We start from the raw sequence: 24904 nt of genomic DNA, 5'->3' as shown, positions 1-24904 counted from the left end.
GATTAGTAACGATCTATCTACAATAGTTATTTTAATTAGGGTATTGAAATATTACCATTTCAATACCCTAATTAATATTATCTTTTTAAGTAATATTTAATTCTATGAGCTATTTTTCGCCATAAAGGTCGGGTGTTTATTGTGATTTTTTCCATTTTATCATTTAATATATTTTGTTGTTCAGAAATAAGTATTTCTATCTTACTGCTTAAAGAATGAAATTGATGATTAATCCAGTTGTCTTGGGAGGTCAACTTTTCAAGTTTTTCATTTAAGACATTGAAGCGATCATGTGCCCAGCCGCCTTGCTGTTGAGAGGTCAGTGCGTCAAGTTTTTCATTTAAGACATTGAAGCGATCATTAGCCCATCCGTCTTGCTGTTGTGAGAATAAATAATTTAACTGATCTTTAATAGCGTAAATTTCATTATAATGAGAATGACCTTTACAATGATTGAGTTCGCTTTCTAAATAATGAATTTTATCATATAATGCAGGAATTAAGCCTAGCGCATATGGAGTTTTGCCTTCTGGATCCATAAAAGGACGATAACTACGGAAAAGATTTCTAGCACTATTTCCGCTAAGGAACATTCCTGTATTTAATACACGATAATAAAACAAAGATTCAGGAACAACGTTTAATATATATCCACTAGAAACAGCTTTAGCAAAGAACTCCCAATCTTCATGTCCTATACCGTAATCTTCTGTAAAGCCACCTAAAGCATCAAAAACGCTTTTTTTGATAAACGCATTGGCATCTCCAAAGCAGTTTTGGAAACTTCCTGTATTTAAATCTCCGCCCATTGGTAACCAATAAGTGGTTTTTTCTTTTAAATTAGAAGGATATTTTTTACTATCAATAACTTCACTAGGGGTGGTTAGGATATCTGCTTTAGAATATAAAGCTGCTTTGACAAAAGTGCTAATTTCATGTGGCTTAGCAACATTGTCATCATCCATAAAAAGTAAATACTCACCTTCAGCATATTTTGCGGCAAGGTTACGTGCTGCACCAAGATAGTTGTTTGTGCTTTTTATGATTTTCCAACCTCTTTCATTGAAAAATGGCTGAATGATATCTAAGTAACGGTGTGTTTGTTTATCTGTGCTACCATCATCAATTAGAATAACCTCAAAATTATCATAAGTTTGATTTTGTAAAGATGTAATCGCCTGTTGTAATAATGTATGGCGATCATGATGGGTTAAGCAAACACTAACTTTTGGTTTTCCTGAAGGGATGTCTTTTGGAGAAACTGTAATAGTGGGTTTATTAATTTCAACAAGCCACTGTTGATGGATGTCTTTTAAATTGTGGCTAAGTTCAGCTTTGATTTGTAGATTATTTATTCTATAAGAAAAAGATTTATATAGCTCGACAGGGGTTAGTTTAAATAGGATGTGTTTGCGTTGTTCTACTTTGATTAGCTCTGGAATACCACCAATATCAGAGGCAATAAAATTAATATTATTTAATAAGCATTCGTAAACTGTATAAGGAGAGTTTTCAACAAGAGAGGGAATAACAACTAGAACGTTTTTATGTTTGATATATTCATGAGCTTGTAAACGATTATAATTTGTTAAAATATTAATTTTTTTATCAAGGTTAAGCTTAATTTTTTTATTATTAGTTTTTTTTGTGTCTATATTTTTAGATAAATTTTCACTTCTTTGTGTCTCTTGAAAAACCTTGAGTTGTTCAGGTGTAATATTCTTAAGGATTTGTTCTTCTATACTTATAATTTTATTTTGAATATAAATAGAGGAATCTACACCGTGGATAGAAACATTTTTTCCTAAGAACGTAATTTTAGAAATTGCCTGAAATTGTTCAAAAGTTAATAGTTCTAGTGATTTTAGAAAAATATCTAAACCTTTTCTGGTTTCTAAGCGACCAAAAAAAACGAGTTTAATTTTATCGCTATCTATTTTTTCTAGTTCTTCATTTTTATCAAATAATTTAGTAGTGGTTTTTTCTTTTTTTTCAGGTTCTTTTAATGGGAATGGTTCACAGTTTAAAATGACTTGCGTTTTATTAGGTAGTTTCCATTTTTTGCTAGACATCCAGTCTAATAAATATTGAGATGGACTAATAACTTCATCTGCCATTTCTACGGTTTTTTGTTCCATGAAATAGAGTTCGATATTATCTTGCCCATACGGAAGTTGATAGTTCCCTTCATCTGCCCATAAAGTTGAACTATGGGTATTAATAATAAATCTAGTATTTAAAAAATTCAGCCCCTGTTTTTTGGCTAATAACGTATAATACAGGTTTGCTTGCCATTCACATCCGATAATCGTTTGATATTGATTATGTTCTTTTAACCAATGATAAATAAGATAGCTTTTATTTCTGAAATAAGGGCTAGTAAAGGTTAATTCTTCTGGGAAAGGTAGTGGAATTAAGTTGATATTATGATTTTTGTAGATTTTTTCCCAATATTCTATTGGCTTACCTTCAACTTCTGAAATGGGAGTTGTGTATAGAACATCTATTTGATGGCCTGTAGAGGCAATTACATTTGATAAAGAAGTAAATGCGGTGCCAATACCACCGTTACGAATGGGGCCTTCGATATCAGGGGTAACAATTAATATGGTGTTCATCGTGAATTCAGCTCTTATGGTAAGATAAAAGAAAAGGGTATTTAAGATAAAATAATTTGAAAGTGAAGTCATTTCATCTTTTTTATTAAAATAGCTTAAAATGTGCTTAAATAAAACCATATATTTGTAAACAAATGATATAGACAATAAGTTGTAATCTTCAATTTTTTGGAAAGGTTTTTAGGATATGGCATGTAATGTAAATTTACTGAATGTAATTGCTCAGTATAAAGATAAATATAAAATTATTTATAAAGCTAATCCTGGAAATGCTGTAGATGGTGTCATTGCTGCGGCAACTTATGATTTTTTTGAGCAAAATGAATTGTCTTTTTCAATTTGGAAAGAAACAGAAGCATATAATCCAGATGAGCATCTTTTATGTTTTGGTGGTGGTGGTAATTTAATTGAGGGGTTATATAGAGAAAGCAGAGACTTTTTAGAACAATATGAGGGGCAATTTGTTAAAGTTATTTTGTTTCCATCCACAATTAATGGGTATGAGGATTTTTTTACACGTTATACAGATAGGCTTATTATTTGCTGTAGAGAACAAACGAGTTATCAAAAAATTATAGCAATGGGATATAAGCCTGATGTTGATGTTTTGTTAACGCATGACATGGCGTTTGATCTTAATGTAGAGAAATATCTTGAGAAGACTGTTCCTTTTAAAGATGCTGTAAATTGTTTTAGAACCGATAATGAGTCAAGGGATAAAAAATATCACGAAGATAATCATGATATTTCCCTGACATGGAATGGGAATTACTGGGATAATATTTGTTTAGCTAGAAATTCAACGCGTTCTTTAATTAGTTTTTTACAAGAATATAAAACAGTAAATACAGATCGTTTGCATATTGCGATTTTGGGATCACTACTCAATATGCATGTTCATTTTCATCCTAATTCTTATTATAAAAACGAAGCTGTTTTTAATCACTCTATTTTAAATATGTTTTCTAAAACGGTATTTTTTAAGTAGTAGAGTATAGGGATAAATTAAAGTTAATTAAGAAAATAATGTTATATTTACGAGAGTATTTCCATAGATATAACATTATTAAATAAAGATTAGGCGTTCTTTTTGATCAGTTGTTTTTGGTTTATAATATAAGAGTGATCTGATAGGATCTGTAACGTTAATGTTTTTTGTTTAAGTTTGGAGTGTGGCGTCTTACATATAGGTAAGAATGCTTTACCATTTGTCCAACGGCATGGAACGGTTTCTTGTATATCCCATCCAGATAATGATATTTCTGTGAGGTGTGTGTTAATATTATGGCTTTGTGTACCATAATTTAATTGAACCTCACCTACTAAGACGCCTAAATAACGACGATCATCGATAAAAGAACCAATGACATCACAAGGCCGACTTGATCTAGATATGATCCAGACACCAGTGGTCGTTGCAGGTATGGTAAAGGTTACTTTTTTATCAGCAGAGATTGTTTTTTTGGTAATAACTATTCCTTGATTGGTGATGAGGTGTAAATCATCATCCTTTGTAATTTCCAAATCATCATTCTGATTTTTTAAAGTATGACATTGAATACGTCTCACAATATTTTGATAAATAGGCTCCACGCATTCTTTTGAGACGGTTAAAGGAGCAGCAGCATCATTCCAACTCTTTACTTTATTTAAATAAACTTGAATAATTTTTTGATCTATATTGAATACATGGCGATTGCCGGTATCGAGATAGCTTTCTGTGAGTGTTCCATCAGCGATAATGATGGAATGTTTTTGTGTTTCAATATGATAATAGTCATAATTTTTAATGGTTGTATCATAGAAGATAGAATACCCATTGACGAGCATTCTAACAGGTATGAATTTACCATCAAAGAATAAACAATGTTCAGAAGTAATGAGTAAATCTTTATTGGGAATATTATCAGCCAAAGCATTTTTTAGAACGCGAACAGGATATCCGGCGTCATCTTTTGTAAGGTTAGTATTGACGGTTTTATTTTTATGTCCAACCCAAGTGATAGGACGTGCTATTTTTTTCTGAGTTTGAGGATCATAAGTCATGACTAAATCCCCGATTGTAATATTTTCTACAGCACATAAACCATCAGGGGTTTCAATCATTGTTCCCGCTAGGAAGCATACTTCGAAGATAAGATTTCCATCTGGATCAGAGGCGAGTTCATATCCATAATTTCCAATACCAACAACATTTAGAGTAATGGTAGAGCCATTATTTAAGGTAAAAGTAACATGGTCTGCATCTGGATAAGTTACTTGAGTAACATCATCTTTATTGATATTTTTCAAGGTAATGGTATTGGAATCATCTGGATTTGTTCCGGTAAATCCTGAAATAACAGTTGTCGCACTACCTGTTCCTGAAATGACGATTTTTGCCATATCGTTGCTATTAGAGGAAAGATCCTCATAGCTTCTCATCGTGGGAATACTGGTACTATTTAATAGATTAATAATACCACCAGTTGATGTGTTAATGTAGATATATCCACCTTGTTCTAAGGTGACAATTCCAGATAAAGTTCCTCCACTGCTAATAATAACACTGGCATTAGAATTAATAGTCGCATTTAATAATACGCCGTGATACCCAATCGATAAGCTACCCTCTGGAACGATTGTTGTTTGGTCGATGACACCTCCAGAAACAACATTCATAATAGCACCAGAGCTAACAAACGTCATATATGCACTACCATTATTAGAGATATTTAAAGTCGCGCCTGAATTAACAGTTGTACTGACAGTGAGGCCACTATTTAGGTTTAATATTCCACCAGAAAGGATAATAGTATCTGAAATATAAGTGTTATTGGCATTAAACACACCACCATTACTAATAAACGTACTATAGATAATAGGGGTGACGTTATAATTATAGTTCGAAATGTTAAATATACCGCCAGAGTTAATAACATTACTGATAATTAAAGGGTTAATAGCATTATCAGCATTAATAACATCCAAAGTGCCACCGTTGTTAATGGTTATATATTCACTGTTAGCATGATATATATTTTTGATATTTGTTAGACTAATGTTTGCATTGGAGTTGATTATTACACTATTAAGTGTTGTATTGCTTGCATAAAGAGTATTATTCGAATTAATGATAGCGTTAGTTATATTTCCTTCAAGTGTACTGACGTTTCCACTATTTAGAACCATATTTGAGATATAAGAGCTGACGGTATTTACGTTGCCTCCAGAATTAATGGTTATGGAGGCAATAGAAGGTGTGTAGCCACTACTTGTATGATCAAAAAAGTGTTTAGAGAGCCGTTATTTATAATAACATTGCTAATGGTCCCATTATATAGGTTTAGGGTAGCATTGGAACTAATTGTAAAATTGCTTGTATAAGTAGCATATGCATCCATTTTTCCGCTGGTATTAATTGTAAAGCTACCTGCATTACCGCCGTATAATTTTAAATCTACTCCAGAGCTAATCGAAAAGTTATAGATCGAAAGTTCGGATGCATTAATATTTACACCAGAATTAATCGTGATATGATCGACGTAACTGTTAGATATATTTAGGTTTACACCAGAACTGATGGTAATGTTACTTAAATCACTATTAGATATATTTAGATTTGCACCGGAGCCAATATTTAATATGTAACCACTAGTATCAAACATTGTCATTGTGGCACCAGAGTTAACTGTCAAGTTAGATCCATAACTACTGGACATATTTAAAGTTGTACCAGAGTTAATAATTAAATTATAAAAACTGGTATTATTTCCTACGATTTTTTGTGATGTAATTGTAGTGTCACGGAACGTTGTACTACTAGCAAGAGATATATTAACGTTTGAAGTTAATGCGTTAAGTTGTAGTAAATCTCCAGCGTTTATATTTCCTTGGTTTATAATAAGAGTTCCACCATTACTTCCAAAGAAAGTACCATACAGGTTTGGTTTTGCAGAGCTCCATGCACTACTATAATTAACACTTAAAGTGGCACCATTAATAATATTTTTTAATGAGGTTGCATTTGCACCTACAATTAAAGTACCTGTTGATAATATTGTGCTGTCTAATATTGTGCCACTTCCAAGGCTTAAAATTGCATTACTATTAAAATTATATTGTAAAAGCGAACTTTGTGTTAATCCGTAACTGACATTATTTAAGATAAGTGTGCCACCATTATCTCCAAATGTAATATTTTTCATACTGTTAGCAGAGTTATCACATAGTGTTCCACCATTAATCAGAATATTAGATGCAGATCCACCAGCAGCGATAGTTAGATTAGGTTGGTTTGCTGATAAAATGAGGTCGTGTACAATACCACCATTTTTTACAATAACTTGTGCGTTAGAATTGATGGTAATAGATGAAAAATCATCCGCTCCCCAATTTGCATTACTATTTAAAGTTAATGAAGCATTGGCAGCGATATATGTGTTACTGAGAACTGCGTTACTATAAATATTTAGTGCACCATTGGCATAAATATAGTTGTTTTCCGCAATACCACCATTGCTTATGTTTAAATTACCATTAGCACTAATATAATTATTCTTGGCAGATCCTTGATAAACAAATAAAGCGCCTGTATCAATATGGTTATTTTCTACAAAACCACCAGAATAGACGAGAATTCTAGCTTCATTGATTGTTGAGTTATTTTTTGCATAGCCCCCGTCTGATACGATTAAATAACCAGATACATATAAATAATTAGTGTTTGCTACACCTGAGCTATAAACTTTTAATGTTCCACGAGATATATAATTATTATTAGCAAGGCCGCCACTGACTGCCATTGTACCGGAATTATAAATAAAATTATTAGTTGTTGATCCACCATCAAGGATGCTTGCATTACCACCAGATAGAATATATTGATAGTTTGCAGAGCCACCGCTTGTAATGCTAATGTTAGCGCCGTTTACAGCGGTATTATCAAACGTATAAGCAGAATTATTAACAATGAGCGTAGCACCCTTAGCTATATAAGTAAGTATGGTTTGCTGTGGCATCGCTGTTAACAACTAGTGATCCTTGTGAGAGAAAGTTGTTATTGGCTATACCACCATTATTAACGTTTATAAGGCCACCGCCACTTATTATAAATGTGCTATTGGCAAGGGCACCACTATTAATATTGATTGTACCACCTTGATTTATGCGTGTATTATAAATGAAAGCGTTATTGTTAACGTTGATTACACCGCCATAACTCATAACTGTGTTACTAGCAACTGCACCACTATTGACATTGATTGTCCCTCCTGAATAAGTAGAGGTGAGAATAGCAGAAGCACCACTATATAGATTTAAAATTGCGCCTTCTCGTAATGTTGTATAAGAAGCAATTGCTCCGCTATAGACATTCATGGAAGCAGTGCTGTAAATCGAGGTGTCCTTTATAGAACCACCATCATTAACATTTATTATGCCACCAGATAGATACCGTTTGTTATAGCGCTTGCGCCATTATCTATATTCATTATACCACCATTGTAAATAGCAGTAATGCTTGTTTGGCCTCCATTATGAATATCTATGCTTCCACCAGAGCTTATATAATTTCCTAAAGCTAATCCTCCACTATTTACACAAACAGAAGCATGATCAGACGTATAATTACCATACGCAGAACCGTTGCTATTGATGTTTACTATTCCACCAGAGCGGATATATTGTACGTTTGTGTATCCATTATTTTCAACGTTGAGAATGCCTCCATCAAGAACAGTAGTAAGCCAAGCAGATCCGTTATTTGTTACGGTAACTGTTTGAGATGAAATTGTAGTGGAGCTTACTCGTTCTCCAGAAGTTATAGAATAATCAGCCATGACTGCTCCTAATTTCGTAATATCAATGAGATGATTTATGAAATAGATTAAATTATATCGGGGATGAAATTATTTACAATCATTTTACAAGGAATTAATTATCTTAATATCAAAATAATTTTAAACTTTAGTGAGAGTGATTATTTATTTTATAAGTATTTGTGATGTAATGAATATTCTTAGATAAAAGTGATAGAAATAAAAAAGGAATCTTTATCTGATTAACGATAAAGACTCCTTTTTTGCTAGCATATGATAAAATAGATTAATTCCATTCATCCACAGACCAATCGCCTTTTTTGCCAATTGGCACGAAGGGTTGCTGCGACTTCTGTTAAATTATCATCCACAATCGCTTGACGGATAATACGCATTAAGCGTTGGTAATAAGCAATATTATGCCATGTTAATAGCATTGCTGCTAAAATCTCTTTGCTGCGGAATAAATGCGTTAGATAGGCACGACTATGTTTTGAACAAGCAGGGCAATCACATTCTGGATCAATAGGACGAGGATCATGAATATGACAAGCATTCTTCATATTTAACGTGCCTCGACTGGTATAAGCACGTGCTGTACGTCCTGCACGGGTCGGCATGACACAGTCAAACATATCAATGCCTCGTTCAATGGCGCCTAACATATCGTCAGGGGTTCCAACACCCATTAAATAACGAGGCTTATCGGTTGGCATTAACGGTGTGGTAAAATCAAGGGTAGAGAACATTTGTTCTTGAGGCTCTCCTACAGCCAATCCACCCACAGCATAACCTTCAAATCCAATATTGGTTAATGCTTCGACACTTTCCGCACGTAGGTCAGGCTCAATGCCACCTTGCACAATGCCAAATTGAGCATAACCAGGACGATTTTTAAATTGATTGCGAGAACGCTCTGCCCAACGCATCGATAATTGCATCGACTTTTTAATGGTTTCATAAGAGGCAGGTAGAGCAGGGCACTCATCAAAACACATAGTAATCGTAGCATCAAGTAGATACTGAATATCTGTAGAACTTTCAGGCGTTAATCGGTGTGCAGAGCCATCAATATGAGATCTAAACGTCACACCATCTTCATCAAGTTTACGGAGATCGCCCAAAGACATGACTTGAAATCCACCTGAGTCCGTTAAAATAGGGCCAGACCAATCCATAAATTTATGCAATCCACCCAATTCATGCACGAGCTCTGCACCAGGACGTAACATGAGGTGATAGGTGTTTCCTAATACAATCCCAGCACCCGTTGAACGTACTGCATCCATCGTCATTGCTTTGACGGTTCCAGCTGTGCCAACTGGCATAAACGTTGGTGTTTGCACATCGCCATGTGCTGTATGTAAAGTTCCAGCACGGGCATTATGATGTTGAGCTTGTTTAGTCCAGTGGAATTTTGGTTCGGTCATTATGAATCATTTTAACAAAGTGAACAGAATAAATTGGTTATATAAATCTATGACTTGAAATGAAAGGATAATTTTAAGTTTAATGGTGCTTGACTTTATTTTATGTTGTTCTTATCATTTAATGAGTGATCGTTCATTCATTAAATGATAAAGAGTATTATGGTTCATCATCAAGAGAAAAAAGCGGATACACGGCAAAAGATCATTGTCAATGCGGCTAAATGTTTTGCAGAGAAAGGGTATGAAGGCTGTTCAATTTCAGATATTTCCAAAGCTGCACAAATTAGCCAAGGCAGTATTTACGTGCACTTCACGAATAAAGAAGAGTTATTTCTTTACATTATTATTGAAGATCATATGAGTGCTGCTAAGAAGCTACAAAATGCTTTGGTGAATGCACCTTCTTTTGATGTTTTACTAGCAACTTTAATGGAGTGTATTCGAGATGTTTCTTATCCCATTGATCATCGGTTGTGGACGGAAATTCTAGCACAAGCAACTCGAAATTCTACGGTTCGTTCTGCTTTTCTGGCCAGTGATAAAATCATGCGAGAAGCTTTTATAAATCTTTTAAAAAAAGCGATTGAATTAGGGCAAGTTGATGCTCATGGCGATCTAGAAACTGTATCAATTTGGATTTATGCAGTGGTGGATGGGTTAATTGCTAGAACTGCTTATGATCCGAATATTGATTTAGAACGACAACTTCCTGTCTTTGAAACACTGATCCGAAAAGCTCTAGGGGCAAAGAAACAATAATATATAAATCAGAAGGAATAGAATAATGTCAGCAATAAAAACATTGCGTTTGTTAATGCCTCAATGGCAAGGTGGTGGAAATAATCCTGCTTATTCTTTAGGAGCCCGCTTATTGGAATGGCTTGCTCCTAAAGGAAGTCATCCGACTATAGAAGTTCCGATTGACCCCTATCACTCAACAAGTATTAAAAAAGAAAATGGGATTATTGAACAGAGTGCTTTGTTAAAACAATTAGAAGACGCAACAACGATTATTCATCAGCATCACCCACAGAAAATTGTTGTATTTGGTGGAGATTGTTTGGTTGAGCAAGCACCGATTAGTTATTTAAATCAAATCTATGATGGAAATTTAGGTGTATTATGGATGGATGCACACACAGATGTGACAACTCCTAAAGACTTTCAACATGAGCATGCAATGGTTTTGGGAAACTTGCTAGGTGAGGGAGATCCTGCTTTTGCTGAAAAAGTTCCTGTTAAACTCAATCCGAAGAAGGTCATGTTGGGTGGTTTACAAGAAACAATGGCATATGAAACAGAGGTTATTCAGCGTCTAGGATTGCGTCATGTCGGCCCAAAAGAGTTATCAAAAAGTAGCAACTCTGTCATAGAATGGATTAAAGAAGAGCAAATTAGCAAACTTTTTATTCATATCGATTTAGATGTGTTAAATGCTTCTTTATTTCGTTCGTTATTATTTGCCAACCCTTATCAAGATCCAAAGATATTTGATGGTGTTGCGCAAGGTGCGATGACAATTCCTGAATTAACCAGAGTAATACAAGATATTCTTCCATTGACGGAGATTGTAGGTCTGGGAATTACAGAGCATATGCCTTGGGATGCTATTCATTTACAAGAAATGCTGGAACAGATTCCAATTTTAAAAGAGTAAAGATCTAAAATGTTGGGTGATTATAAATAAATTTAATGAGGCCAAATTCTAGATAGCTAAGAGATATAAAATTTCTTAGCTATCGGATCTATCATTAAACAGCTTTTTTCTTATTCATCACTTGGGATAAATAGTAACAACCAACTAAGAATATAACCCATATCAATCCTATCCAAAGAGCTACACGTGTTTCTGGTACTATTCCAATCACGACAATGATAAAAATCATAAATAGAATTGCTAGAATAGGGCCAAGTGGCCAAAACGGAACTGGGTATTTAAGAGTAGCAATTTGGTCTTTGGGTAATTTCATACGCATGTAAACTTGAGAAAGTAAAATCATTAACCAAACTAAAACTGTGGCAAAAGTTGCCATAGCAGCGATGAAAAAGAATAACCCCTCATGATAAAAATAATTTAAAACAACACCGACGAGCAAGGCTAAAAACATCACAAATACAGCGCTAATTGGAGTGCCGTTTTTAGAAATATAATTTAAGCGTTTTAGAGTTTGACCTTCTTGTGCCAAACCATACATCATGCGACTGGCACCGTACATGTCACTGTTAATTGCAGAGATTGCAGCAGTAATGACAACAACATTGAAAATATTAGCAGCAGATTTAATGCCAATACTATTGAAAATCGTCACAAAAGGGCTGCCTTCAAGTCCAATTTTATCCCAAGGATAGATCGACATTAACATGGTTAAGGTCATAATATAAAAAAGTAGTATGCGAAATGGAATAGCATTGATGGATTTAGGAATATTCTTTTCAGCGTTTTTGGTTTCAATCGCGGTCAAACCAATAATTTCAATACCGCCAAAAGCAAAGACAACGACACTAAAAGAAGCGATTAATCCAAACCAACCATTGGGCATCCACCCTCCATTAGACCATAAATTATGAAGCCCTGCTGAAGCATGATGAGAGTAATTTAATCCATAAGTTAAAATGATAACACCTGCTAAAACCATCGCAATAATAGCAACAATCTTTACAACAGATAACCAGAATTCTAACTCGCCATAAATTTTAACCGCAGCAAGATTAATCGCTGTAATAATTAAGGTAATGCCTAACGTCCAAATCCATGGAGAAACGCCGACATACCAGAAATCCATATACGTGGCGAAGGCAGTAATGTCGGTGAGACAAACTAATGCCATTTCGAAAACATATGTCCATCCAGTGATAAACCCTGCCAAAGGGCTGATAAAAGTGGTGGCATAATATCCAAAGGAACCTGCAGCAGGAGTATGTAACGCCATTTCACCCAAAGCACGCATGACCATAAATACTGCGGCGCCTGCGATACAATACGCGAATAAAACACTAGGGCCTGCTAATTTAATTGCTGCAGCTGAACCATAAAAAAGCCCTGTACCAATAGCTGAGCCAAATGCAATAAAAAAGACATGCCGTTTACTTAGCCCTTTTTTTAATTTATTTTCTACCAATACAAGACTCCTTGACAGTAAGCATAAAATTGTAACTACTCATAAAATATTTTTAAGTAAAATAAAAGCAAATGCTTTTTGAATGATTAAATCATTTCTGACTGTCGTTTTTATACTGTGCATGACAAGTTTATGAAAGATATTCACCTTACAAAAAAACATATGTTATGGTGAGGATCGTTTGAAAAAAGATTATTTATGGATATGATGAACTAATAAGCAAAATATTTGGTTTGGTCATGATACTATTGTTACCATGCATGGCTAATGCACAAACCGAAGTGTCAGATACAATTATTCAGAAAGCGGCTGAAGCGTTAAAACCAGCATTATGTCATAATAATTTGAGTAAAATTATTCAAATAGCACAAGATTGTTATCAAAATACACAAGATGCAACGATCAATAAAACTAATCAGTGTGTCATAGAAGATTTCACTGTGAGTGGTTTAGTGTAAATGAAGAGAAAGAGAGCCGCAGCTCAAGGATTGCCAGAGCCTTATGCTGGAAATGATTTTGTTGATCCTGATAATCTGCAAGTGCGATTAATTAAATACAGAATTCTTATGCCTATGAAAATGCATCATCAGAAGTTATGTATAAAAAGCTTTATAATGATACGATGAGGGTTGCTGTAGCGTTACATAAAGAGAATTGTTTTAATCCTAACTTAATCCATTAACTTTAATGAATATAAAAAATATAGAGAGAATAAAATGAAAAAAATATTTATTGCTTTATCAATGATGGTTATTCCATTGACGGCGCATGCACAATCAGGTGGTGAACAAGTCGTTCAAGATGCAGCAAATGATTTAAAGCCTGCTTTTTGTGAGAATAGTATTCCTAATGCAATCAAAATAGTTGAAAATTGTTATGCAAATGTTGATGCAGATAGTGCACATGAAAAAATGAATCAATGTATTATAGAGGATATGACTGTTGTTTTTACGATTAAACAAAAACAACAACAATATCTAAATAATTATCAAACTGATCCTTATTCTAATTTAGATTTCATGCAGAAACAAAATATTATGATGAGACAGTTAAAACATCCTAGTTTTTTTAATAGTATGACAGAAACAGGAAATACACCTCAAGCCGTAGGGGAAATCGTTATGAAAGCATATGTGAAGATTATAGAACGTTTAAAACAAGAGGGCTGTGTTGATCTTGATAAACTTAAATAACTCTCTTTTTTACAAAGATGCCTTTTCAATTAAACAAGCATCTCCATAAGAATAAAAACGATATCCCGTTTTGATGGCATGTTCATAAGCATGCCGCATTTTTTCCGTACCACCAAATGCACAAACGAGCATAAATAAGGTGGATCGAGGTAAATGAAAATTGGTCATCAGCATATCTACGGCTTTAAAACGATAGCCTGGACGAATAAAAATAGAAGTTTCTTTATGAAAAGGGTGAATAACCCCATGCTCATCAACGGCACTTTCCAATAATCGTAAAGACGTTGTGCCAACTGCAATAATACGACGTTTTTCCGCTTTGGCTTTATTTAAACGTTCTGCAACTTCAGGAGTAATGATACCGTACTCTGCATGCATATGATGATCGCTAATATTATCACTACGCACAGGTAAGAATGTACCTGCTCCAACATGTAAAGTTAACGTCAGACGTTCAACACCGACTTCGTCTAATTGTGCCAAAAGTTGATCTGTAAAATGTAGCCCAGCGGTTGGTGCAGCAACAGCCCCTGGATGATGAGAGAAAATTGTATGATAATCTTTTTCGTCTTGTTCCGTAGGGCCTGTAGGACGCTCAATATAAGGGGGTAAAGCAAGCGTTCCAATATCTCTTAACCATTGATCGAATGCATCGCCTTCAACACTAAAACGGATAAAGCCACTGCCACCATCTTCTAATTCATCGACCGTTGCGTAAACTTGACCATCAGGAAAGTCGAGCTTATCGCCGAGCTTTAATCTTTTACTGTTTTTAATTAACACATGCCAACGCCCATCCCCCATCGGACGATCTAACGTAATTCCAATATGCGCAGCCCCACGCATGGCGGATAATTTAGCGTGAATGACTTTGGTATCATTCGCGACTAAGATATCTCCTTTACGAAAAAAGGAAGGAAGATCACGGATGATTTTATCTTCGAGTGCTTGACCAGTAGGAATATATAATAATTTAGCCAGATCTTTTGGACGCATTGGTTGGTGTGCAATACATGTTTCTGGTAAATCAAAATCAAAATCAGCAGTTTGGTCAGTCATCTCAGATTATCCATTGGTCATATAAGGAAAAGCGAATATGTTTATAGATAACGAATGCTTGAAATTAATCAATAGATGATTTTGCTTATAACGACGTTAAGAGGATAGAAAATGAATTATATATTTTTATTGATGTATGGAATAGGTTTGCTCTTCTTTTTTTTAATACAGACTATGCGTATTACAATAAAGTTAGCGAAATTATTTAACAACTTTATGACAGCTAAATCTTAGTAAGATATTTGACCGCCATAAAATTTATGAAATATTTAATTTAGGATAAAGATTTTGTTTTTTCCGAAATACTTTTTGAACCTTTGTATGACGAGTTTTTTGGTAAAAGATTTGTTTCTAAAATCAAAAGAATCGATGGAGTAATTTTCATTATCTTTTTCCATTATAAATAAAGGCTTTATAGCTAAAATAGCGGCGTATATATGCCATGAATATTCATATTTACCAGTATGAATAAAATTGTTTGACCATTGATTTACTATTTGAATTTTTTTATATCTACATCTTGTGGTAAATTAAAAAGGTTTTCATTATTACCTATAAAGTTAATATATTTCCTGATTTGAATAGTTTTTTGTTTATAAACGTGTTTATTTTTACTAATAACCTTTACTATACCAAGCATTTTACGTTTAATTTTTAGTTCTATTGCATGACGAATTAAGAACGGACTGATTTTTCCTCATACATTTACATTATTGGGCTTTTTTTAACGTCAAAACATGATTGTTTTTCTGCCTCAAAAGCGCCTGAAGACATAACCTCTTGAGATCTTTTAATATCAGCGAGTATATCTTCCTCAGATGGGTCATAAAATGATGGTAAAAATGTTTTTTCAGAAGACAATGCTCTTAAGCATGAATTTAAATCCATAAAATCAAAGATAAAATTTTGTGTAAGTCTCGTTACATTTTGTTCACTTGAACTAGTATGTTTAAGTTGAAGCAGATATTATTCTATATACTGCGAGATAGCCTTGGCTTGAGCGATAACCCAAGATAGATCATACTGCTGAGGAGTAAGTAAAATCTCCAAATTATGAGTTATATTTTTTTCGTGTGTTTGAAGCCAAATATCAACTTTTTCTTTGATGTAAGGTATTGTTTTTTTGGTGTTTGTAAAAAAGCCATCATGTCTAAGAGGGGATATTAGCTCTTTTATCTGTTGCATTGCTTGTTCTATAGTATCACTTTATTGATTATTCATAGTTATGATGCCTTATATAAATATTGTTTATGTATTATCTTTAGTGTTGATCCAGTGTTTTGCTAAATTTTAACAAATGCATGTTTATTATGATTGATTAATCAAATATCTTTATATTTTTATATATAAAATTTTTGACAAAATATGTATTAATAGCACAGTTGATTTTAAACATACATTTTATGTTTACACTACTTTATTACAAATATTATATTTATGATAGTCAATAAAAAATATTTACTATTTTGTGTGTAGCGCCTATTTTTTGTCTTGTTTAGTTAAAAATAAACCGCTTTAAATAAGTATGGTTAACTCTTTTAAAGCGGAATGAATATCAGATTGTAGTAAAATTAAGAAGCGATTTTCTTTGTTACTTCAGCCACATGTTTACCAAAGAATTCTGCACCGTTTAACTCATTTTGAGAAACAGCACGAGAACCATCTGGCCCAGCAATTGTTGATGCACCATATGGCGTGCCACCTGAAACTTCATTGATTTCAGCTAGTCCAGCAAAAGAGAATGGGAAGCTTGCAATTGTCATTCCATAATGCATTAAATTTGTGATTAACGACATTAATGTAAGTTCTTGACCTGCATGTTGTGATCCTGTGCTGGTAAATGCAGCACCGACTTTACCAATTAATGCACCTTGAGCCCATAAGCCACCAGTTTTATCAAGGAAACTTGCCATTTGAGAAGAAAGTCTTCCAAAGCGTGTGCCTGTACCAAGAATAATTCCGTCATATTCAGCAAGTTCAGCTGGTGTTGCAATTGGAGCAGCTTGATCTAGTTTGAAATGATTAGCTTTTGCAATATCTTCTGGAACGGTTTCTGGAACGCGTTTAACAACTGCGGTAGCACCTGTTGCCTCAATGCCTTTTGCGATTGCATAAGCCATTGTTTCAATATGACCATAGGTAGAGTAATATAAAACTAAGATACGAGCTGACATAATATTTTCCTTCATGTTGAATAAGTATTAACTGTCATCATATCGAATATTAAGAGAATGATAATGGGTTGTTTTATAAAAAGATTTTAAACTGATAGTGTGAGGTGAATAAATAAAACAATTAGTTTATGTGTTAGAATTAGAGTTACTTATTAGTAGGTCAGGTCTTAGCTTAAACCTAATTGTGATAAATCAGTTGGATATATATCATAACCTTCCGATACTTGTATTTCAGATACATTATAATTTACCATTGCTTTATTAAAAAAATTATAAAACAAATACATATTACTATCTGTAATTTATAATTATGAATATAAAACTATAAACTAATCAGTTTTTTTACGAAAAGCATCTAGGCTAATGACTTGTGCATCTTCTTTATTTGAAGTGTCCGTATTATTCGTTGTCTCTGTGGAGGTATCTGCAGTCGAGTGATCTGTTTCCTCAACTAAATGCATATTATCAACAGCAGAAATAGGGGGAGGAACGATTGTAAAATTTAATAATAATTTAGCCTCTGGATCGGAGAACGCAGAGATCGCACCAAAAGGGATAATTAAGGTTGTAGGGACGCCTCCAAAAGACAAACCTACAGATAGTATCTCACTATCTTCATCAACGATCAAATCCCAAAATTGATGTTGTAAAACAATTGTCATCTCATTTGGATATTTTATTTTTACGCGACTTGGAATTGATAAACCTGGATAGTTTGTATCAAAAGTAATGTAGAAACTATGATTACCAGGGAGTTTATTTGTTGCAGCATATTTTAAAGCATTAATCACAACATGACGATAAGCGGATTCAATCCATTCTTGATAAGGTAAAAGAATGGTTGGTGGGTTGCCATCAAAACCGTTATTATCAGAATCATTGAAATTTGTCATAAATATACTGTCTCTATCATAAAACTTATCATAGTGAGGGGCTTCTGTTGCCCGGCGCACCCTCAGCCGCGCTTGTTACATTGGCCTATTAAGCCGCAACAGCGTGTGCCTCGAAATTATCGTTGGCATTTGTAAAAATAAGCCCGATAACGGCGGTACAATGCCGAGTAAAAAATATATCTTTACTACGCGTGTCGATCCTGTTTCATCCCCATAATGGTGGAGATGCCGGGTACCGCCCCCGGGTCCACTACGCTTATTCCATATACCGTTTATTACCATAGTTGGTAAACCAACAGTTGTAGTATATAGTTTTTTATAGAATAAAAAAAGACAAAAATAAAAAAAAGATAAAACTTAAGTTTTTATTAGGATATAAAGAGTTATAATCCTTTTTTTCTATGGGGTTATTGCTTATATACAAACTGTAATTATAATAAAGCTAATTTCGTTTATTAAAGGATAATTTTAATGAGTAAAGCCGCGGTTGTTGGTGCTGTTGTTATTATTGGTATTGGTGTTGTTGGTGGAGGCGGATATTATTATGCGTCTAACAAGGCAGAGCAAGAGCTAACGAATGCAATTCAGTTGGCAGAAAATTCAATGCCGGGATCTTCTATTAAATATGAAAGCCACAGCGTAAGTCCATTTTCGCAATCTGCTACTTTGCATAAAGTAATTTTTAAAGATGGAAAAGGGCAGGAATATACCGCTGATACGGTTATCATTGGTGGTGTTTCTGCTGATAAAGTAGGAGATATCTCTGTTGATAAGTTCCATACAGCTTTTGAAGGTGGTACAATTGATATTGCACATGTTGATGCAAAAAATATCGCTGTTGGTGCTGGGGCAATTGTTATTGAAAATGGTAAAATCACTCAAGTTTTCCCTTCTAAAGTCAGTTTTGATTTATTAAATATTCAGAATTTTAGTGCGATAGGGCCAGATAAAACAGGTATTACTGTTGGTCAATATGAATTAAAAAATTACGGTTTAAAGCAGAACTCTAATCAAGTTTTAAAACAGTTAGAACTTAAAGCAAGTGCTGATGGCCAAGAATTTTTGAAATTAGATCAAGCTCAGATTGATGGGCTGAATGTTGCAGAGATTGCTGCTCAAATAGAGCAAAAACAATCTCCTAAAACGCTTCCTGGTCAGCCTGCAAAAGCAACTTTAGAAGGGTTATCTGCGAATTTAGCTGGTCAAACTTGGTCGCTTGCTAAATTTGAAACAGAAAATTCTGTCGCTGCCAGTGGTGATCTAAAAAGTTCTGGTGTGTTTTCTGGATTTAAAATTGGAACAGCTCATAACATAAGATTATATCCTCTAGCTCAAATCGGGTATGATCAAATTGATGCCTCTGGAAACATCTCAGCAACTTATGATAAAGCGAAACAACAATGGGCATTTACACCATTTAGTTTGACCATCAAAGATATGGGTAGTCTGAATGCTGATTTGAAATTTAATGCGCCTGAAGATATTTCCACGGTAAATCCTCAAGAGTTACTTGCATCCTATAAGTTAATTGCTTTAAAAGTTGTGTTACATGATCAAGGTTTATTCCAAAAAATCTTTGAAAGTGCTGCTAAAAAACAAAGTCAATCTTCTTCAGATGCAACAGCGAATAAAACAGTGACTGCAGATCAAGTTAAACAACAAATGATCGCAACGATTAAGGAAGATGCACAGAATTCTACAACAACAGTAGAAAAACAAGGTGATGAAGCAATCCTTGATTTGATTAATAATCCTACAAAATCTCTTGTTATCGAAGTTAATCCTGCTACTCCAGTTACTGCAATGGAGTTAATGGGCAAATCTCAATCTGATATTTTTAATGCTTTACAATTAAAAGTAACAACACAAGACGCAAAATAATATTGTTGATCATTCAATGATATAGGCTATTTTAAAGCTGTAAGAATATTCTTCTTACAGCTTTTTTATGCAATATGATCTTTATGAGTTATATTTTAAGGTAGTTGTCGATGAGTAAAGCCACGATTATTAGTGCTGTTGTTATTGTTGGTATGGGGGCTGTCGGTGGAGGAGGGTATTATTATGTTGCTCAACAAGCCGAGCAAAAATTTCAAGAAAATATTAATTTGATTAAGAGTGCTTTACCAGGATCAACATTAACGTATGCCAATCACCATATAAGTATTTTTTCTCAAGATGTTACTATGGATAAAGTGGTTTTTAAGGATGATGACGGTATAACTTATAGTGCAGATAAAGTGGATATTATCTTTGGTTTAGGAAATAGTTTACCTAAATTCATTGTAGATAAAGTTGCTATCAAAGAAGACGGAAGTGATGACAATGATGTAACTGTGGAGCATTTAGAGTTAGAAGATGCTAAGGCAGAAGCCGGCTGGATTGTCATTGGAAATGGGGCTATTAAAAAACTTTACCCTTCAAAAATCAGTTTTGATTTGCTTAATATTCAAAATTTTGAATATCGTGAAGGAAGTCACTCTAATTTTAAAATTGCTCAATATCAAATGACGAATTATGGATTGAGTAAAAAGACTGATATTACTTTAAAAGATTTTTTGATAACAGCGGGTTCTGATAAATTTAAATTGTCAGCAATCACACTGAACCAAGTTAATCTTGCTGAGATGTCGCAAGATCAAGAAGCATTATTTAATAATAATGATATTTATACGATTTCTACGCAAGAGTTAATGAAACGATACTCTGAAACTTTTGCAAAATTAAAATTTGATTTATTTAGTATTGACCAATTGCAATATAAAAAACAGTATATTGGAACTCTAAAATTAGCCCATTATGATATGAAAAATTATGGTTTTGGACGGCAGTCCGATCAATCATTAAAAGGTTTTTCTTTGGTTGATGGGTTTGGCGGGAATAATTATTTTAAATTGGCGTCATTGGATGTAAATGGTGTTGACTTTTCTTTGATTGATCGAATTTATCAAAATTTAAATTATACGAATTACGATTTATTCATGGCAAGTTTCCTTGCTATGCAAAAAGACTATATACAGCAAGAGAATGCACAAAAAGCGAATATAAGTCTTACAGATTTAAAATCAGTTTTTGGTGATGCTCAGATTTCATTGGGCTCAATTAAAGCGAATGTAGAAGTGCACCAACAAGGAGAAAGGCAAGCGATTTATAGTTTAGATAATCTTACTTTTACTTTACCAAAAGATTATTCCAATACACAAATTCTTACTGATTTGGGATATAAAGTTATTTTTGTTTCAGGAATATTAAGAGAGCAATATCAATTACAGACAAAATTACTTTCCTTATCACTGGATCAATTATTATTTAAAGATATTGGACAGGTCAGTGCAACATTTAAAGCGAATATACCTGTTAATTTGAATTATAATAATCTTGTAGATAATTTACAAAATCCAGATGTAAAATTTAGAGAATTTACACTGACTATGAAAAGTACAGGGTTTATAGAAAAATTTATTCAACAGGTCAGTCAAGAGCAAGGTATTAGTGAAGAGGAAGTAAAGAAAAACATTGTTAATTCTGTAAAAGCAGGCTCTGTATATTTGGAAACAATGAGTCCTACTTTCGCTGGAGAGGTTATAAAAGCAGCCAATCAATGGGTGCAAGACCCGCAAAAAACAGAAATTAAATTGACTTCTATTCCAACATCGCCGTTGAATGGGGCTAGTTTAGCAGGAAGAAATGAACAAGAAACTTTTGATTTGCTTAACATGCATATCAAAGCAGAGCCAGTAAACTAAGTATAAAATTGTTCCTTTATATATTAAAGTGATCTCTTTTTAATGGTGAGATGGCTTTTTTTATATTGAATAGAGTATGTATTTAGATAATAAAGGGGATATAAAATAAATTTTTGTTTTCTTGTTTTTTTGCTTTATGGTCTATAAAGAAAAGCAATAAATAGTTTTATTGAATTGTGAATTTTACCAACAGCATGAAAAAAAAGTTATTATTGATATTGGTGATTCTCTCGCTCTTTGTGTGGGTGGGGGTAAAAGGATACCAAGTTGCTCATTCTCATGCGCAAAGTGCTTTGTTACATGTACAAGGTAGATTACAGCAAATTGTTGGTGCTAAAGGGCATTATTCTTATTCAGATGCTCATATTAATTGGCTGACACAATCTGTTGTAGTGGATAATATTAAACTGTCTTTATCAAATAATACAGAAATTACTATTCGCAAAATCTCGGCAATACCAAAAGATAGTCATAACCTTAGTAATTTAAATATTGAAGATATTGCGATTAAATCTTCGTCTTTAACTGCATCGGTTGCCGTTTTAGCATTTAGCAATCTAACTATTCCGACTTTAAATATAGCCAATCAAAAGGCAGGTCTATCATTATCAGACATTTGGAATATTTCTTTTGATCAAGGAAATATGAAGGGAGCGTATTTTTATACGCAATGGGGAAAATTACGTTTAGGAAGCTGGAAGATCTCTCGGGTAGGTTCTGCAAAGAATAGACCATATATTTTTTATAATTTAGATATTGCTCCTCAGATTAAAGTAGGTCAATCAGCCTCTTTAGATGCGCTTCATTTTGACCAGCTGGTTTTGGAGATGTCTAATGATCAGAAATTTAATGAAAAAGAATTTTTTTCTTCATTTTTTACCAGCACTAATTTTTTCTTAAAAGCTTATGGAGTGGTTGGTTTTCGTGCGCATCAGCAGCGGTTATCTATTGGTCAGTTAAATCTTCATCTTTCACGACAGGATACAACTTGGGATGGAGAAATTTTAGTGGATAAGATGGATTATGACCTTTTATCCTCTTTTAGCCTTTTTTCTGAATATTTAAAAAGGCTAGGATATACACATATTAATGGAGCGTTTCACTCTAATTTTACGTATTACTCTAAAGATTCATTGTTTGCTTTGCATAAACTAAATTATTTTGGTTATGATTTTCTGGGTCTTTATTTACAAAGTCGCTTTTATATTGACCAAAAAATATTTAATCCTTATACGGTTAATTGGTCAGAAAGTGTTTTATTAAAATCAATGACATTATCTGTCTACGATGCAGGATTGAAGAAGCGTATTTTCTCTATTTTGGCTAAGACTTCAGGTCAAACTGAAAAACAAGTTTATGATGATACCTTAAGAAAGTTTATTGATTTTTCTAAAGGAAAAGATTTTGAGTTGGATCGTCAACTTTATACTGCTCTGGCTGATATATTACAAAACCCCAAGCATATGATGCGATTGTCGATCGTATTTGATACATCAGAGCGTGTTAACACATTATTGAATATGAATTTCATAGAATTTTTTAAGTTAATCAATCAGAATAATATGACAATCACAGCCGTGTCTAAAAATTAGTTCTTATCATGACTGTGTTTGTGGTTTATAAAGAAATGCCTTTTTGCGTTTTTATTTTTAAATAGAGTGGAATGAACATGCCTCTTACAGCAGAACAACAAGCAGAAATAGAATCTCAGTCTAATCTTCAAATACCTACAAAGCGCCCTGTATCTCCTGGGTTAGAGGCAATGCTATTTAAAGCGTTACCTGTATTAGATCATGGGTTTGTTCGTGTGGTTGATTATATGGGGGATGATTCTTCTATTGTTCAGGCGGCACGTGTTTCTTACGGCGCAGGAACAAAAAAAGTTTCTGAAGATCGTGGATTAATTCGTTATTTGATGCGTCATCATCATACAACACCATTTGAAATGTGTGAGATTAAATATCATGTGCGTTTACCTATTTTTGTAGCACGTCAATGGATACGTCATCGTACTGCAAGTGTGAATGAATATTCTGCACGTTATTCGATTATGGATCGTGAATTTTATATTCCTGAGCCAGAGGTTTTGGCAGCACAAAGTAAGATTAATAATCAAGGAAGAGGAGATGTTTTATCTTCTGAACAGGCTGCTGCTGTTATTAATTTGTTAAAACAAGATGCGCAACAATGTTATGACAACTATGAAACGATGCTGAATCCAGCTGAAGAAGGTGGCTATGGATTAGCGCGTGAATTGGCCAGAATGAACTTAACGTTAAATAGTTATAGTCAATGGTACTGGAAAATTAATTTACATAATTTATTCCATTTTTTACAATTACGTATTGATCCTCATGCCCAATATGAAATAAGAGTTTATGCTGAAGCAATGTTAAAAACGCTTCAAGCATGGGTGCCAATTGCTTGTGAAGCATTCGAAGATTATCGTCGTGGTGCTGTGACTTTTTCTGCGTCAATGATGAAAGTTCTTGGAAGAATGTTAAACGGCGAAGCAATAGAGCAAGCTGATAGTGGTTTAACAAAAAGAGAGTGGACCGAGATGATGCAAATGTTAGCCCCTTATCAACAAAAATAGTTTAAAAAATATTAGGAAAAACACATGCAAAAAATTATTTACGGTGGCGCGATTATTTTACTCTTTGTAATTGTTACGGTTGGCATGTGGTTTTTCCCTGTTGGGCGGGATTTAAACGCAGATAAAGAGTATTTTCATCAAGCTATGCCTCCTTCTTCTAAATAAATTTATTTATTAATTTCATTGTTATAATCATGTATATTTTTATGCATATAAAATACATCTTTTCTTGAAATTTAAAAATATCATCACATATCAATACCTAACAGGTGTTCAAT

General features: G+C 33.7%; 22 protein-coding genes, 1 other RNA gene and 1 pseudogene. 11 read left to right on the top strand and 13 right to left on the bottom strand.

Going from position 1 to position 24904, the window contains the following annotated elements; genetic code table 11:
• Positions 1–77: 77 nt before the first annotated feature.
• Positions 78–2618 (bottom strand): glycosyltransferase, encoded by a 2541-nt coding sequence (locus CIN_RS11440; protein WP_170314038.1) that lies wholly within the window; start codon positions 2616–2618, stop codon positions 78–80.
• A gap of 187 nt (positions 2619–2805) precedes the next feature.
• Between CIN_RS11440 and CIN_RS06195 the strand changes: the two genes are divergently transcribed.
• A complete protein-coding gene (locus CIN_RS06195; RefSeq protein ID WP_008854212.1) occupies positions 2806–3606 on the top strand; it encodes a polysaccharide pyruvyl transferase family protein in 801 nt (266 codons plus the stop codon).
• A gap of 89 nt (positions 3607–3695) precedes the next feature.
• Here the strand turns inward: CIN_RS06195 and CIN_RS06190 are convergent, their stop codons facing one another.
• The 5 genes and pseudogenes from CIN_RS06190 to tgt form a co-directional block, all read right to left on the bottom strand.
• The gene (locus tag CIN_RS06190; protein ID WP_050798371.1) at positions 3696–5588 is read right to left on the bottom strand and encodes a Hint domain-containing protein; all 1893 of its coding nucleotides are present in this window, start codon (positions 5586–5588) and stop codon (positions 3696–3698) included.
• A 251-nt stretch (positions 5589–5839) separates the two neighbouring features.
• Positions 5840–7618 carry a beta strand repeat-containing protein gene (locus CIN_RS06185; protein WP_008854210.1) on the bottom strand — a complete coding sequence of 593 codons (1779 nt, stop codon included), beginning with the start codon at positions 7616–7618 and terminating at the stop codon, positions 5840–5842.
• Positions 7584–7994, bottom strand: a complete 411-nt coding sequence (locus tag CIN_RS06180) for a hypothetical protein (protein WP_280985064.1) — start codon at positions 7992–7994, stop codon at positions 7584–7586. The genes CIN_RS06185 and CIN_RS06180 overlap by 35 nt, the downstream gene beginning before the upstream one ends.
• Positions 7995–8032: 38 nt before the next feature.
• Positions 8033–8437, bottom strand: coding sequence for a hypothetical protein (locus CIN_RS06175; protein WP_040364038.1), 405 nt, complete (start codon positions 8435–8437; stop codon positions 8033–8035).
• A 265-nt stretch (positions 8438–8702) separates the two neighbouring features.
• Positions 8703–9846: pseudogene (gene tgt / locus CIN_RS06170) on the bottom strand (tRNA guanosine(34) transglycosylase Tgt).
• Between the two features lie 159 nt (positions 9847–10005).
• Between tgt and CIN_RS06165 the strand changes: the two are divergent.
• A complete protein-coding gene (locus CIN_RS06165; protein WP_008854208.1) occupies positions 10006–10605 on the top strand; it encodes a TetR/AcrR family transcriptional regulator in 600 nt (199 codons plus the stop codon).
• A 25-nt stretch (positions 10606–10630) separates the two neighbouring features.
• Positions 10631–11503 (top strand): arginase family protein, encoded by an 873-nt coding sequence (locus tag CIN_RS06160; protein ID WP_008854207.1) that lies wholly within the window; start codon positions 10631–10633, stop codon positions 11501–11503.
• 94 nt (positions 11504–11597) lie between these two features.
• On the opposite strand, the gene CIN_RS06155 is transcribed toward CIN_RS06160, so the two are convergent.
• Positions 11598–12965: an amino acid permease gene (locus tag CIN_RS06155; protein WP_008854206.1), complete on the bottom strand. Its 1368-nt coding sequence runs from the start codon at positions 12963–12965 to the stop codon at positions 11598–11600.
• Between the two features lie 239 nt (positions 12966–13204).
• Between CIN_RS06155 and CIN_RS06150 the strand changes: the two genes are divergently transcribed.
• The 3 genes from CIN_RS06150 (at position 13205) to CIN_RS06145 (ending at position 14158) form a co-directional block, all read left to right on the top strand.
• Positions 13205–13423, top strand: coding sequence for a hypothetical protein (locus CIN_RS06150; RefSeq protein WP_139016961.1), 219 nt, complete (start codon positions 13205–13207; stop codon positions 13421–13423).
• Positions 13424–13591, top strand: coding sequence for a hypothetical protein (locus CIN_RS11900; protein WP_170314037.1), 168 nt, complete (start codon positions 13424–13426; stop codon positions 13589–13591).
• 90 nt (positions 13592–13681) lie between these two features.
• Positions 13682–14158 (top strand): hypothetical protein, encoded by a 477-nt coding sequence (locus CIN_RS06145; protein ID WP_008854204.1) that lies wholly within the window; start codon positions 13682–13684, stop codon positions 14156–14158.
• A 9-nt stretch (positions 14159–14167) separates the two neighbouring features.
• Here CIN_RS06145 and queA read toward each other — a convergent pair whose 3' ends face one another.
• From queA to ssrA, 6 genes are all read right to left on the bottom strand, one after another.
• Complete coding sequence (gene queA, locus CIN_RS06140; RefSeq protein WP_008854203.1) at positions 14168–15217, bottom strand: tRNA preQ1(34) S-adenosylmethionine ribosyltransferase-isomerase QueA; 1050 nt, start codon at positions 15215–15217, stop codon at positions 14168–14170.
• Between the two features lie 705 nt (positions 15218–15922).
• Positions 15923–16078 carry a hypothetical protein gene (locus CIN_RS11895; RefSeq protein ID WP_170314036.1) on the bottom strand — a complete coding sequence of 52 codons (156 nt, stop codon included), beginning with the start codon at positions 16076–16078 and terminating at the stop codon, positions 15923–15925.
• Positions 16079–16183: 105 nt separating this feature from the next.
• Complete coding sequence (locus tag CIN_RS06130; RefSeq protein ID WP_040364037.1) at positions 16184–16402, bottom strand: hypothetical protein; 219 nt, start codon at positions 16400–16402, stop codon at positions 16184–16186.
• 386 nt (positions 16403–16788) lie between these two features.
• Complete coding sequence (gene wrbA / locus CIN_RS06125; protein ID WP_008854201.1) at positions 16789–17391, bottom strand: NAD(P)H:quinone oxidoreductase; 603 nt, start codon at positions 17389–17391, stop codon at positions 16789–16791.
• Between the two features lie 329 nt (positions 17392–17720).
• Entirely contained in the window at positions 17721–18284 is a 564-nt protein-coding gene (locus tag CIN_RS06120) for an SspB family protein (RefSeq protein WP_008854199.1), read from the bottom strand.
• A 32-nt stretch (positions 18285–18316) separates the two neighbouring features.
• Positions 18317–18620, bottom strand: a transfer-messenger RNA (tmRNA) gene (gene ssrA, locus CIN_RS11680).
• Positions 18621–18755: 135 nt separating this feature from the next.
• Between ssrA and CIN_RS06115 the strand changes: the two genes are divergently transcribed.
• From CIN_RS06115 to CIN_RS11890, 5 genes are all read left to right on the top strand, one after another.
• The gene (locus CIN_RS06115; protein ID WP_008854198.1) at positions 18756–20165 is read left to right on the top strand and encodes a hypothetical protein; all 1410 of its coding nucleotides are present in this window, start codon (positions 18756–18758) and stop codon (positions 20163–20165) included.
• Positions 20166–20275: 110 nt separating this feature from the next.
• Positions 20276–22030 (top strand): hypothetical protein, encoded by a 1755-nt coding sequence (locus CIN_RS06110; protein ID WP_008854197.1) that lies wholly within the window; start codon positions 20276–20278, stop codon positions 22028–22030.
• A gap of 218 nt (positions 22031–22248) precedes the next feature.
• Positions 22249–23622, top strand: coding sequence for a hypothetical protein (locus CIN_RS06105; RefSeq protein ID WP_139016960.1), 1374 nt, complete (start codon positions 22249–22251; stop codon positions 23620–23622).
• A gap of 77 nt (positions 23623–23699) precedes the next feature.
• Positions 23700–24626 carry an FAD-dependent thymidylate synthase gene (gene thyX, locus CIN_RS06100; RefSeq protein WP_008854195.1) on the top strand — a complete coding sequence of 309 codons (927 nt, stop codon included), beginning with the start codon at positions 23700–23702 and terminating at the stop codon, positions 24624–24626.
• Positions 24627–24650: 24 nt separating this feature from the next.
• On the top strand, positions 24651–24791 hold the full coding sequence (locus CIN_RS11890) for a hypothetical protein (protein WP_008854194.1): 141 nt from the start codon (positions 24651–24653) through the stop codon (positions 24789–24791).
• Positions 24792–24904 lie beyond the last annotated feature (113 nt).

The organism is Commensalibacter intestini A911 (assembly GCF_000231445.1).
Lineage (GTDB): Bacteria > Pseudomonadota > Alphaproteobacteria > Acetobacterales > Acetobacteraceae > Commensalibacter > Commensalibacter intestini.
The sequence above is the reverse complement of the archived record's forward strand: the minus strand, read 5'-3'. Positions and strand labels throughout refer to the sequence as shown.

Bases quoted from the DNA above. Each gene is read 5' to 3' on its own strand.
- CIN_RS11440 (WP_170314038.1), bottom strand. From the start codon at position 2,618: ATGAACACCATATTAATTGTTACCCCTGATATCGAAGGCCCCATTCGT.
- CIN_RS06195 (WP_008854212.1), top strand. From the start codon at position 2,806: ATGGCATGTAATGTAAATTTACTGAATGTAATTGCTCAGTATAAAGAT.
- CIN_RS06185 (WP_008854210.1), bottom strand. From the start codon at position 7,618: ATGCCACAGCAAACCATACTTACTTATATAGCTAAGGGTGCTACGCTC.
- CIN_RS06175 (WP_040364038.1), bottom strand. From the start codon at position 8,437: ATGGCTGATTATTCTATAACTTCTGGAGAACGAGTAAGCTCCACTACA.
- CIN_RS06165 (WP_008854208.1), top strand. From the start codon at position 10,006: ATGGTTCATCATCAAGAGAAAAAAGCGGATACACGGCAAAAGATCATT.
- CIN_RS06160 (WP_008854207.1), top strand. From the start codon at position 10,631: ATGTCAGCAATAAAAACATTGCGTTTGTTAATGCCTCAATGGCAAGGT.
- CIN_RS06150 (WP_139016961.1), top strand. From the start codon at position 13,205: ATGATACTATTGTTACCATGCATGGCTAATGCACAAACCGAAGTGTCA.
- CIN_RS11900 (WP_170314037.1), top strand. From the start codon at position 13,424: ATGAAGAGAAAGAGAGCCGCAGCTCAAGGATTGCCAGAGCCTTATGCT.
- CIN_RS06145 (WP_008854204.1), top strand. From the start codon at position 13,682: ATGAAAAAAATATTTATTGCTTTATCAATGATGGTTATTCCATTGACG.
- queA (WP_008854203.1), bottom strand. From the start codon at position 15,217: ATGACTGACCAAACTGCTGATTTTGATTTTGATTTACCAGAAACATGT.
- CIN_RS06130 (WP_040364037.1), bottom strand. From the start codon at position 16,402: ATGCAACAGATAAAAGAGCTAATATCCCCTCTTAGACATGATGGCTTT.
- wrbA (WP_008854201.1), bottom strand. From the start codon at position 17,391: ATGTCAGCTCGTATCTTAGTTTTATATTACTCTACCTATGGTCATATT.
- CIN_RS06120 (WP_008854199.1), bottom strand. From the start codon at position 18,284: ATGACAAATTTCAATGATTCTGATAATAACGGTTTTGATGGCAACCCA.
- CIN_RS06115 (WP_008854198.1), top strand. From the start codon at position 18,756: ATGAGTAAAGCCGCGGTTGTTGGTGCTGTTGTTATTATTGGTATTGGT.
- CIN_RS06110 (WP_008854197.1), top strand. From the start codon at position 20,276: ATGAGTAAAGCCACGATTATTAGTGCTGTTGTTATTGTTGGTATGGGG.
- thyX (WP_008854195.1), top strand. From the start codon at position 23,700: ATGCCTCTTACAGCAGAACAACAAGCAGAAATAGAATCTCAGTCTAAT.
- CIN_RS11890 (WP_008854194.1), top strand. From the start codon at position 24,651: ATGCAAAAAATTATTTACGGTGGCGCGATTATTTTACTCTTTGTAATT.